The organism is Mycobacterium gordonae, from assembly GCF_017086405.1.
In the GTDB taxonomy this organism is placed as follows: Bacteria; Actinomycetota; Actinomycetes; order Mycobacteriales; family Mycobacteriaceae; genus Mycobacterium; species Mycobacterium gordonae_D.
This window is the reverse complement of the sequence record NZ_CP070973.1, coordinates 513105-525275: the sequence shown is the minus strand read 5'-3', so window position 1 is coordinate 525275 and position 12171 is coordinate 513105. Positions and strand designations below refer to the sequence as shown.

Genomic DNA, 12171 nt, shown 5'->3' with positions numbered 1-12171 from the left:
CGTCCCAGCTCAGCAAGCGATAAGCAGGCCATAGGGCACAGCAGACTCCGGTAGGCTCGCGGACACGCGCGGCGCAAGAAACACGGGGAGATAGAAAATCCAGCAGTTCATGATGCGGCTGAGCCGCAACCTGCGCAGATTCCGCTGGTTCGTCTTCGCAGGCTGGTTGCTCGCACTCGTTCCGGCGATCTATCTGGCCATGACGCAGTCGGGAAACCTCACCGGCGGCGGGTTCGAGGTTGCCGGCTCGCAGTCGCTGGCCGTCCACGACCAACTCGTCGCGCAATACCCGGAGCTGGGAGCATCGCCATTGGCGCTGGTCGCCGCTCCCCGCGCCGACGCCACCTATCAGGACATCAACGACGCTGTCGCCGAGCTCAAACGGATCGCCGGTGAACTTCCGGGGGTCACCGAGGCGCCCAACCCGACCCAGCGACCGCCCCAGCCGGACCGCCCGTATGTGGTGACGCTGCGCCTGGACGCCCGCAACCCCGGCACCAGCGACGTCGCGAAGAAGCTGCGCGAACGGGTCGGTATCAAGGACGACCAGTCCGGTCAGACCGCCAACGGCCACGTCCGGCTCTATGTCATCGGGCAGGGAGCGCTGAGCGCGGCCGCCGCGGCCAACACCAAGCACGACATCGCCAAGGCCGAGGAATGGAACCTGCCGATCATCCTGATCGTGCTGCTGGCGGTGTTCGGTTCGCTGGCGGCCGCGGCGATTCCGCTGGCTCTGGGTGTCTGCACGGTCGTGGTGACCATGGGACTGGTCTACGCGCTCTCCATGCACACGCCCATGTCGGTCTTCGTCACCTCGACGGTGTCGATGTTCGGCATCGCGCTGGCCGTCGATTATTCGCTGTTCATCCTGATGCGCTTCCGGGAAGAACTGCGTACCGGCCGGCAACCGCAGGAAGCCGTGGATGCGGCGATGGCCACGTCGGGCCTCGCGGTGGTGCTGTCCGGCATGACCGTCATCGCCTCGCTCACCGGCATCTACCTGATCAACACCCCGGCGCTGCGTTCCATGGCCACCGGCGCCATCCTCGCGGTCGCCGTGGCGATGCTGACCTCGGCGACGCTGACTCCGGCGTTGCTGGCGGCGTTCTCCCGGGCCGCGGCCAAGCGGTCGCCGTTGCTGCACTGGTCACGCCGGCCGGAAAGCACGGTGTCCCGGTTTTGGACACGCTGGGTCACCTGGGTGATGCGCCGGCCCTGGATTTCTGCGCTGGCGGCCTCGGCGGTGCTGCTGCTGATGGCCGCGCCGGCGCTGTCTATGGTGTTGGGCAACAGCCTGCTGCGGCAGTTCGACTCCTCCCACGAGATCCGGGCCGGGGTCGCCTCGGCAGCGCAGGCGCTCGGCCCCGGCGCGCTGGGTCCCGTGCAGGTTCTGGTGACGTTCCCCGACTGGCCGCAGGGGCAGGACGCGGTGCCGGTCCGTGCGCAGAAACTCGCCGCGATCCGCGAGAAGATGGCCCAAGCGCCCAACGTCGCGTCCGTGGGACCGCCGCAATACGCCGCCGACAACACCAGCGCCCTGCTGAACGCGGTGCTGTCGGTCGATCCGGAGGACCTGCGCGCCCGGCACACGGTCGACTGGATGCGCAGCCAGCTGCCCAGGGTCGGTGGCGACGCACAGGTTTCCGTCGGCGGCTCGACTGCGCTGATCAAGGACTTCGACGACCGCGTGTCGCAGACCCAGCCCATCGTGCTGGGCTTCGTCGCCCTGATCGCCTTCCTCATGCTGTTGCTCTCGGTGCACTCGGTGCTACTGGCGCTCAAGGGTGTGCTGATGACGCTGCTGTCGGTGGCGGCCGCCTACGGCAGCCTGGTGATGGTCTTCCAATGGGGCTGGGCCGAAAAGCTGGGTTTCCCGCACCTGACATCCATAGACAGCACCGTGCCCCCACTGGTCCTGGCGATGACGTTCGGGCTGTCCATGGACTACGAGATCTTCCTGCTCACCCGCATCCGCGAGCGCTTCCTGCAGACCGGTCACACCCGCGACGCGGTCGCCTACGGCGTCAGCACCAGTGCGCGGACCATCACCAGCGCGGCGCTCATCATGATCGCGGTGTTCTGCGGATTCGCCTTTGCGGGCATGCCGCTGGTGGCCGAGATCGGTGTCGCGTGCGCCGTCGCGATCGCGGTGGACGCCACGGTGGTGCGGCTGGTGCTGGTGCCGGCGCTGATGGCGATGTTCTCGAAGTGGAACTGGTGGCTGCCCGGGTGGTTGGGCCGAGTCCTGCCTTCGGTCGACTTCGACCGGCCGCTGCCCGATGTCGATCTCGGCGGCGTCGTCGTCATCCCCGAGGACATCACCGCCGCCATCGCTCCCAGCGCCGATGTGCGGGTGGTGCTCAAGTCCGCGGCGAAACTCAAACACCTTGCTCCGGATGCCATTTGCGTGGCGGATCCGCTGGCGTTCAGCGGTTGCGCACGCAAGGAGGAGCCGGATTCGGCGGAGGCCGACACCGTGGCGCTGGCCGCCGGTCCGGTCGGCAAGGTCAGTCTCGCCTACCGCAGCGGCATCGCTCGGGCGATGTCCTGGGCCGACCGCCCGATCCATCCGGTGACGCTGTGGCGTGGACGCCTGGCCGTCGCGCTGGATGCGCTGGAGAGCAGAGGCAGCAGAAACGGCTTCCGCCGCAGCAGCCCGGTGGAGACCACCAACGTGCAACTGCCGACCGGAGACCGTCTGCTGATCCCTACGGGGGCCGAAACGCTGCGGTTCAAGGGCTACCTGATCATGAGCCGTAACAGCAGCCGCGATTACGCCGATTTTGCTGACATGGTCGACGCAATGGATCCGGAGACCGTCGCGCTGGTGCTGGCCGGGATGGATAGGTATTACTGTTGTCAGCCTCCCGGGTCGTCGTCTTCGCGATCGCAGTGGATGGCTACCCAGTTGGTTCGCCGGCTTGCGGATCCGGAACCGTCCGACCTTGACGACGATTGGCCCGAACCCGATGCGAGGGCAGACTGGGAGGAGGTCAGGCAGCGCTGCCTGTCCGTGGCTGTAGCAATGCTGGAGGAGGCGAGGTGACGTTGGCTGCCGACCAGCGAAATCCTGCGCCGACCGCCCCCGCTGTGCGACGGCCCGACCCTGATCAACCGGTGGAATTCTGGTCCACCGCCGCGATCCATGCCGCCCTGCAGGGCGGGGACATCGCCACCTGGAAGCGCATCGCCGGCGCGCTCAAGCGCGACCCCTACGGCCGAACCGCCCGTCAGGTGGAAGAGATCTTGCGGGGCTCACGACCGGTCGGCATCGCCAAGGCGCTGTGGGAGGTGCTCGAGCGGGCCCGCACTCACCTGGAGTCCAACGAACGCGCCGAAGTGGCGCGACACGTGAAGCTGCTGATGGACCGGTCGGGTTTGGCGAAGCAGGAGTTCGCCTCGCGTATCGGGGTGTCCACCGAAGACCTCGCGTCCTACCTGGACGGCAGCGTCAGCCCGTCGGCATCGCTGATGATCCGGATGCGAAGGTTGTCCGACCGGTTCGTCCGGGTGAAGAACGAGCGGTCGGCCAGCTCCAACTGACCCTCAGCGCGAGTTGATCGGGACGATGTCCTGTACCAGCCAGTCACTGCCGCTCTTGGTCAACGTGACGCGGACCGCCGGAGCGGCCTGACTGGTGGGCTGACCGGGGGCGTTCTGGGTGACCCTCATGATCACCGCGACGCTGGCCGCCGAGGGTCCGATCGCCTCCACCCCGGCCGCCAGCGTGGAGGCCTGCGCGGTGATCTTCCGCTGCAGCAGGTCGGCGCTGGTCTTGGTGTACTCCTCTTTGAACTTGCCCGCCTTGTCCGGCGCCATCATCGACGCGGCGCGGTCCATCGAGGCCCCGGGCGCCGTCGGCGAAAACGATGCGACCGCCTCGGCCACCCCGGTCGCCACCTGCACCACGGCAACCGAGTCACGCTTGAAGTCGTCATCCTTGCTGGTCCAGTGCGTGTATCCGGTCAACACCGCCGCACAGAGGGCCACCGCGGCCAGACACGCCACCGCCAACCGCAGCCCGGGCGCGTCGTCGTCGGTACCCACGCTGACCCGATCGCGGCGCAACAGCCAGAAGTTGATTGCGACGCCCTCGACGATCAGCAGCGCCAGCGCGGCGGCCACCGCCACCCACCAGCGCGGCCAGGCCAGTACCGCGCCGATCCCGAACAACGCGGTGAGCACGGCCAGTGGTGCCAGTACGTCGAAGGCCGCCAGCCGCCACACGTTTCTCATCGGATCGACTCCAGCTTGGAGATCATCATCTTGTTGTCGACGTTGGACACGTCCAGACGCAGATTCCAGTGCACCACCTGCGGTTTGGCGCCGGCATTCTCGCTGACCGAGGTCGCGACCAGCATCACCGAGTCGGTCCGGGTGGCGAACGCCGGCAGCTTCGTGGTCACCACCGGCCGGGGGGAGCCGGGCACCGTGTCCAGGTCTCGGTGCACGCTGTCGATGGCCACCGCCTCGATCTGACCGACGCTTTTGGCCTGCAGCTTCTCCACCACTTTCCGGTAGTCCATGATCGCTGCCTCGAAGTCGGTGTTGAGCTGTCCGACCGTACCGTCGTGCAACCGCTGCAGGCTGGCGTCGATGTTGCCGACGTTCATGTTGATCAGGATTTGCGTCCAGTCGGCTGCCGCGGCCATGGCCCGAGACAGATAGACGCGCTCGGCAGAGTCGTCGCGATGCCCGAACCAGATCAGCCCGCCGAGCACCAGCGCCGCGACCGAGACCAGCCCCAGCACGGTCGAGGCGATGCCGTAGGTGGAGAACACCCGCGAATCAGCGTCGTCGACGTCGTCGGTGTCGTCAATGTCGTCAGCGTCCTGGTCAGGCATGGTGCGATCGTTGCACCCGAAAAGAGATGGAAGGATGGCGGGGTGACAGTAGAGGCCATCCGCTCGGGAATCGACCTGAGCCACGTCGACCCAGCCGCCCGTCCCCAGGACGACCTTTTCGGGCACGTCAACGGTCGCTGGCTGACCGAATACGAGATCCCCGCTGACCGCGCGACCGACGGCGCCTTCCGCACCCTGTTCGACCGGGCCGAGGAGCAGGTGCGCGACCTGATCATCCAGGCCAGCCAGAGTCACGCGCCCTCGGGCACCGACGAGCAGCGCATCGGCGATCTGTATGCCAGCTTTCTGGACGAGGACGCCGTAGAGCGCCGCGGCCTGCAGCCCCTGCTCGAGGAACTGACGGCCATCGACGGCGCCGCCGACCGCAGCGCGCTCGCGGCTGTCGTCGGCGCCCTGCAACGGACCGGGGTCGGCGGCGGCGTCGGACTATACGTCGACACCGATTCCAAGGACTCCAGCCGCTACCTGGTGCACTTCTCGCAGTCAGGCATCGGCTTGCCCGACGAGTCCTACTTCCGCGACGAGCAGCACGCCGCCGTGCTCGCCGCCTACCCGGGCCACATCGCCAGGATGTTCAACCTGGTCTTCGGCGGCGATCACGCCGACACCGCCGCCCGGATCGTTGCGCTGGAGAGCAAACTGGCCGCCGCCCACTGGGACGTGGTCAAGCGCCGCGACGCCGAGCTCACCTACAACCTGCGCACCTTCGTGGAGTTGGAGGAAACCTCGGGCTTCGACTGGTCGGCCTGGGTCACCGGTCTGGGCACCACCCCCGAAGCTGTCGCGGAACTCGTTGTCCGCCAACCGGATTACCTCACCGCGTTCGCCGAAATGTGGAGCAGCGAAGACCTCGAACTCTGGAAGAGCTGGGCCCGGTGGCGGTTGATCCGGGCTCGTTCGCCATGGCTGACCAGCGAGCTGGTGGAGGCCGACTTCGACTTCTACGGCCGGCGGCTCACCGGCACCGAGCAGATCCGGGACCGCTGGAAGCGGGCGGTCGCCCTGGTGGAGACGCTGATGGGTGACGCCGTCGGAAAGCTCTACGTGGAACGGCATTTCCCCCCGGGGGCCAAGGACCGGATCGATGCGCTGGTCGGCAATCTGCGCGAGGCGTACCGGATCAGCATCAGTGACCTGGACTGGATGACGCCGGAGACGCGCCGGCGCGCGCTGAGCAAGCTCGACAAGTTCACCGCCAAGGTCGGCTATCCGGTCACCTGGCGCGACTACTCGGCGCTCGTCATCGACCGCGACGACCTCTACGGCAACTTCCAGCGCGGTTACGCCGCCAACCATGACCGGGAACTGGCCAAGCTCGGCGGGCCCGTTGACCGCGACGAGTGGTTCATGACACCGCAGACCGTCAACGCGTACTACAACCCGGGGATGAACGAAATCGTCTTCCCCGCAGCAATTTTGCAGCCGCCCTTCTTCGACGCCGAAGCCGACGACGCCGCCAACTACGGCGGTATCGGCGCGGTGATCGGACACGAAATCGGGCACGGCTTCGACGACCAGGGCGCCAAGTACGACGGTGACGGCAACCTGGTGGACTGGTGGACCGACGACGACCGCACCGAATTCGGCGCCCGCACCAAAGCGCTGATCGAACAGTACGAGGCCTACACGCCCCGCGCATTGGCGGGCCACCACGGCCCACCGCATGTCCAAGGCGCCTTCACCGTCGGTGAGAACATCGGCGACCTGGGCGGTCTGTCGATCGCGCTGCTCGCCTACCAGTTGTCGCTTAACGGCGAACCCGCCCCGGTGATCGACGGCCTTACCGGGTTGCAACGGGTGTTCTTCGGCTGGGCTCAGGTGTGGCGGACGAAATCGCGTGATGCCGAAGCGATTCGGCGCCTGGCGGTGGACCCGCACTCACCACCGGAGTTTCGCTGCAACGGCGTCATCCGCAACGTGGACGCGTTCTACGAGGCGTTCGACGTGGCCGAGTCCGACCAGCTGTTCCTGGATCCGCAGCAGCGCGTCCGCATCTGGAACTAGGCAGGGCACGCCTCGATCCGCGCCGGCACGTGCTTATGCCAGGGCGTGCCTGCGTACGGGTCGCGCCACTTGGTCGACGTCAACGCGTTAGGCGCCACACCGGGCACCACCGTGCGACCGTCCTCGCCGATGTAGTCCAGCCCAAAACCGTTGGGCAGCGCGGCATGCCCGGGCAGCATGGTTTCGGTGATCTCGACGGTGGCCTCCGCACTGCCGGCCGCCGTGGTGATCCGCGCCCGGCCGCCGTCGTGCAGGCCCAGGGCCTGGGCGTCCTCGACGCTGACCCGCAGCGCCCCGTCGGTATCGCGTTTACGCCAGGACGGGTCGCGGAAGATGTCGTTGGCGGTGTAGGCGCGCCGCTCCCCCACGGACAGCACGATCGGCAGTTCATCGGTGGTCAGCCGCTCCGGCCCGGCCACCAAAGCCCTTACTTCGCTGAGCATTTCAGGGATCTCCAGCGCGATCTTGCGGTCGCCGTGACCGATCAGCGCGAAGTCGTCCTCGTAGTTGTGCACGGTGAACGTCACACCGGAGGGGTTGCCGATGATCGCGTCGAACAACGCGTTGCCGTCGGCGTGCCCGGCGCGCCGCACAGCATCAGGGTAGGTCATCGCGGTCTTCTGCGCCTGGCCCCATAACGCGGCCGCCCCGGCCAAGCCGTCCGGCAACGTCGGGCCGAGGGTCTCGTAGAGCACATAGGGCAGCACCCGGGCCAACGTCGGATTGCCCGCGACCGCAACGAGAAACGCCTCTGTATACGCCTGACGCCCCTGCGCGGCGGCCTCGTGCAGCGGCCGCAGATCTTCGTCCGAGACGATGCCGAGCGCACGTACCAGCCGCGCCCAGATCTCGGGTTCGGGCAATGTCCCCGGCACCGGCGGGAACAGCCGGTGGCGCAATTGCATGGCGTTGTGCGGGAATTCGAGGTTGAAGAAGGTGGCCTCACACTTCTCGAACTGCGACGCAGCCGGCAACACATAGTGCGCCAGCCGGGCCGTCTCGGTCATCGCGACGTCGACGACCACCAGCAGCTCCAGTGACCCGAACGCCGCGCGGCACGCAGCGGAATCGGCCAGCGAGTGAGCGGGATTGCTGCTTTCGACGATCATTGCCCGGAACCGGCTCGGATGGTCGGTCAGGATCTCCTCGGGCACGACGTTGCCCGGCACCAACCCCGCGATAATCGGAGCGCCGGTGACCGGCGTACGGCCGGAGACGGTGCTGAACAGCGGCGCAAACGACGAATGAAGATGCTGGCCGCCTTTTTTCGCGAAGTTGCCGGTCAGGATCCACAGCATCTTGTTCAGGTAGGAGCACACCGTGCTGTTGGGCGCCTGCTGCACGCCGAGGTCCTCGAACACGGCCACGCTGCCCGCCGTCCCGATCCGCCGCGCCGCCGCACGCAACAACTCCTCGTCCACCCCGCACCGTCCCGCGTACTCCGCGACCGGGATGTCGCCGAGCACGGCCCGAACGGCGTCCACCCCGTGCACGTGTTCAGCGAGAAAGGCTTCATCACAAAGGTTCTCCTGCACCAGCGCGCCTGCCAGCGCCGCCAGACACCAGGCGTCGGTCCCTGGACGCACCCGCAGATGGAAGTCGGCCATCTTGGCGGTGTCGGTGACCACCGGGTCGATCACGATCATCGACCGCAGCGGGTCCTTCGCTATCTCGTTGAGCACCACCCGCGCCCGCGGAAAGCTCTGCGACATCCACGGGTTCTTGCCCACGAACACCGACACTTCGGCGTGCTCGAACTCGCCGCGGGTGTGACCGCCGTACAGTTGCGCGTCGACCCACGCCTCGCCGGTCTTCTCCTGCGCCAACGCATTCGAGCGGTACTTCGAGCCCAGCGCCTTGAGGAACGCGCCGCTGTAGGCGCCGCCGAGATGGTTGCCCTGTCCGCCGCCGCCGTAGTAGAAGATCTTGTCGCCGCCGTAGCTGTCGCGGATGTGTTTGAAGCCTTCGGCGATCTCGACGATCGCGGTGTCCCAGTCGATTTCCTCGTAGCTACCGTCGGCGCGCCGGCGCAGCGGAGAGGTCAGCCGGCCCCGGCCGTTCTGGTAGTGATCGAGCCGCAGCGCCTTGTTGCAGGTGTACCCCCGCGACGCCGGATGCTCCCTGTCGCCGCGGATGCGGGCCAATGCGCGGCCTTCGGTCTGCACGACGATGCCGCAGTTGCACTCACACAGGATGCAAGCGGTGGGCTGCCAGTCAGTCATGCGGCAGATTCCTTTCGAGCAACTCGCGCAATTGACGGTGCACGAGGTCCAGCGGCGCGAGGTCGCGTCGCACCCTCGCCAGCAGCAGCGCGCCCTCGAGCGTCGCCGTCGCCATCTCCGCGAGTTCTGTGGCACGTTCCGCAGCCAGGCCGTCGGCGACGAACCGCTGGGCGATCAGGTCCGACCAGCGGTCGAACACCGCCGCCGCCCGCTCCACCACCGGCGCCATCCGGTCTCGGTCGTCCTGGTCGAAGCCCGCTTCCACCGACACCGCCGCGATCGGGCAACCCGCGCGGAAATCGGTGGCCAGCAACTGCTCCCGGTACATGTCGATCAGCGTGTCCAGCAGCGCCAGACCGCTGTCGGCTTCGGCGATGAGGGCCGCGATGTGGTCGCCGGCGAAATCCACCGCCTCGCACAGCAGTTGCGTGCGCCCACCCGGAAAGTGGTGGTAGGCCGAGCCGCGCGGAGCTCCACTGTGTGCCAGCACATCGGCTATCGCGGTGGCCCGCGCGCCGCGCTCCCTAATCAGCAGTGCGGCGGACATGACCATCCGGTCACGGGGACTTCGCATATGTATGATGCTATACATAACTTCACCCCGCGAAAAGACACAAAAGCCCCCCTTTCAGTCCAGAAAAGGGGGGCTTTTGCGGCTGCTCGGCAATGCGCCTAGAGCTGCCAGTCCGAGGCGCCGTCGGGCTTGTTATAGGTCCCGACGGAATTCTTCACCACGATTGGGTCGCCGCTGCCGAAGTTGTCGAAGAACCACTTCGCGTTGGTCGGCGACAGGTTGATGCAGCCATGGCTGACGTCACGCTTACCCTGGTCGGCCACCGACCACGGCGCGCTGTGCACGAAGTTGCCACTGTTGTCGATGCGGACCGCGTCAGAGACGGTGACCTTGTAGCCGTTGGGTGAGTTGACCGGCACGCCGTACGTCGAGGAGTCCATCACCACCGTCGGCATCTTCTCCAGCACGTAGTAGGTGCCGTTGGGCGTCTGGTGCCCGCCGGAGGCCATCCCCATCGACATCGGGAAGGTCTGCTGCACCACGCCGTTGCGGGTGATCGTCATCTGGTGGGTGGCGTCATCGGCCGTCGCTATCAGCGAATCACCGGTACGGAAACTCGACTTGGTGCCGGCCGCGTCGATGTTCACCGCCGTGTTGGCGGGCCAGAAGCTCAGCGGCCGCCAGCGCAGCTGCGACGGAGTCATCCAGTAGAACTTGCCCGGCACCGGCGGGATCGAGGAGATGTGGACGGCGCGTTCGGCCATCGCCTGGTCGGCGATGGGCACCTGGAAGTTGATGATGATGGGCTTGGCAACGCCGACCATCGCCCCGTTGACCGGGTTGAACGACGGCGGCCGGAACGGGGGCTCGCCAGTGAACGGCGTCGGATCCTGCCCGGCCACCGGACCGGAGGCCACCGGCACCGCCGCCGGGTCACTCGGCGGGACGCCGAAGGGGTCGGCCAGCGGCGGCAGCGCCACCGGCTCGGGCGCGGGCGGGTCGGCGGGTGCGACCACCGGGCCGGGGTCGCCGGGTGCGTCGTCCGGTTCCGCCAGCGCTGGGCCGGCACCCATCACCAGCACCGCGACCACTCCGAATGCGTTGAGAGCGGCGGCGAGGCCAACCCTCGTGCGGCCCCTTTTCGAGCGCGACATACTCTTTCCTTCCGGTCATCTACGTCAAGACCTGAACTGGCCCCAGTGTGGCACAGCGGCAACCCCAAATTGCCATTCGTTGCACCCACCGCGGCCGTTACCAAGCCCAGTTCAGGCTGCTGACCTGCGCCGTTAGTCGCTCTGTGAAATTGCCGAATCCGGTGTATCGACTATTGGACGAATGGCTGCCATTGCCAGCAAGGCGGCTCCCATCAGACCCGCCGACGCGGTGAGCATCATGGTGACACTGCGCTCATACAACAACCCGCCCGCCAGCGAGCCGGCCATGATCCCCACCTGGAACGCGGTCACGTAGAGCCCCGAGGCGCCGTCGGGGTCGTCCGCCCCGGCGCGCATCGCCGCCGACTGCAACATCGGCGACACCGCCGTGGCCATCGCGCCCCACAGCACGATCGCCGCCGTCCCGACCACCAGCGCCGTCGTCGCGGAGCGGTGCCAGCCGAAGGCCAACGCACTCAGCAGGGCGAGCGCGGCCGTCAGACCCGCCATGCAGACGATGATCGCGCCCTTGGGGCGGCGGTCCAGCGGTCGCGCCACGAGCGCCACCGACAGCACGCCGGCGACCCCGTAGGCGGCCAGCAGCCAGGCCACATTGGGCCCCCGCACGCCGACGACCTGGCGGATAATCACCACGATGTAGGTGTACGAGACGAAATGTCCGGTGACACCGACCATGGTGATCAAGCTCACAATGATCAGCGCCCGGTTGCGGTGATGCGTCGACCGTCGTCCCACGTACTGCAACTGGTCGGTGCTGAGCCTCATCGGGGGCAGCACCAGCCGCGCGGCCACCGTCACCACGGCCGCCGCGACGGTGACACACACAGCCGCCAGCCGCCAGCCCCACATCAGGCTCAGCGCCGCGGTCAGTGGGCTCCCGATGACCAGCGCCAGGCTGGTTCCGATATAGATCGACATGGTGGCGCGTCCGGCGTGACTGGGCGGCACCAGACGGGTGGCGATCGGAGCGATCACCGACCACAGCAGACCGTGCGTCACGGCACACAGCACCCGTCCGCCGGCCAGCACCGCGAAGCTCGGCGCCAGCGCCGAAATCAACTGCGAGATCGTCAAACACACCAGGCTGAGCAACAACGTCCGGCGCCGCGGCCAGTGTGCGGTCCAGCGCACCAGCGGAACCGTGGTCACGGCCGCGACGAACGCGTACCAGGACAGCAACGTGCCGACCAGCACCACGCTGACGTTGAGGTTGCGTGCGATCGCCGAGAGCGCGCCCACCGGCAGCAGCTCGGCGGTCACATAGATGAAGGCCGCCGCCGCGAGCACCGCAAGTTGAACCGCGATCCGTGGCGTCCACGTTCGTGCGGTTGCGGCGATGGTTCCCGATTCGGCGGTCATGGTGTTGGGGTGGCGCGTCGCCCACCGAGCCG

General features: G+C 67.4%; 9 protein-coding genes. 3 read left to right on the top strand and 6 right to left on the bottom strand.

Annotation, left to right across the window (positions count from 1 at the left end; translation table 11 throughout):
• The first annotated feature begins 109 nt into the window (after positions 1 to 109).
• Positions 110 to 3046 (top strand): MMPL family transporter, encoded by a 2937-nt coding sequence (locus JX552_RS02395; RefSeq protein WP_205875921.1) that lies wholly within the window; start codon positions 110 to 112, stop codon positions 3044 to 3046.
• Positions 3043 to 3543 carry an XRE family transcriptional regulator gene (locus JX552_RS02390; RefSeq protein ID WP_205875920.1) on the top strand — a complete coding sequence of 167 codons (501 nt, stop codon included), beginning with the start codon at positions 3043 to 3045 and terminating at the stop codon, positions 3541 to 3543. Before JX552_RS02395 ends, JX552_RS02390 begins: the two co-directional genes overlap by 4 nt.
• Positions 3544 to 3546: 3 nt before the next feature.
• Here the strand turns inward: JX552_RS02390 and JX552_RS02385 are convergent, their stop codons facing one another.
• Together JX552_RS02385 and JX552_RS02380 are read right to left on the bottom strand one after the other, a co-directional pair.
• Entirely contained in the window at positions 3547 to 4236 is a 690-nt protein-coding gene (locus JX552_RS02385; RefSeq protein ID WP_205875919.1) for a hypothetical protein, read from the bottom strand.
• On the bottom strand, positions 4233 to 4844 hold the full coding sequence (locus tag JX552_RS02380) for a hypothetical protein (protein ID WP_205875918.1): 612 nt from the start codon (positions 4842 to 4844) through the stop codon (positions 4233 to 4235). Before JX552_RS02380 ends, JX552_RS02385 begins: the two co-directional genes overlap by 4 nt.
• Before the next feature lie 42 nt (positions 4845 to 4886).
• Here JX552_RS02380 and JX552_RS02375 point away from each other — a divergent pair, with 42 nt between their 5' ends.
• Positions 4887 to 6869, top strand: a complete 1983-nt coding sequence (locus tag JX552_RS02375; RefSeq protein ID WP_205875917.1) for a M13 family metallopeptidase — start codon at positions 4887 to 4889, stop codon at positions 6867 to 6869.
• Here the strand turns inward: JX552_RS02375 and JX552_RS02370 are convergent.
• From JX552_RS02370 to JX552_RS02355, 4 genes are all read right to left on the bottom strand, one after another.
• A complete protein-coding gene (locus tag JX552_RS02370; protein WP_205875916.1) occupies positions 6866 to 9091 on the bottom strand; it encodes a molybdopterin-dependent oxidoreductase in 2226 nt (741 codons plus the stop codon). The genes JX552_RS02375 and JX552_RS02370 overlap by 4 nt on opposite strands.
• The gene (locus tag JX552_RS02365) at positions 9084 to 9665 is read right to left on the bottom strand and encodes a TetR/AcrR family transcriptional regulator (protein ID WP_205875915.1); all 582 of its coding nucleotides are present in this window, start codon (positions 9663 to 9665) and stop codon (positions 9084 to 9086) included. The genes JX552_RS02370 and JX552_RS02365 overlap by 8 nt, the downstream gene beginning before the upstream one ends.
• A gap of 98 nt (positions 9666 to 9763) precedes the next feature.
• The gene (locus tag JX552_RS02360; RefSeq protein ID WP_205875914.1) at positions 9764 to 10759 is read right to left on the bottom strand and encodes a L,D-transpeptidase; all 996 of its coding nucleotides are present in this window, start codon (positions 10757 to 10759) and stop codon (positions 9764 to 9766) included.
• Between the two features lie 132 nt (positions 10760 to 10891).
• Complete coding sequence (locus JX552_RS02355; protein ID WP_205875913.1) at positions 10892 to 12139, bottom strand: MFS transporter; 1248 nt, start codon at positions 12137 to 12139, stop codon at positions 10892 to 10894.
• Positions 12140 to 12171 lie beyond the last annotated feature (32 nt).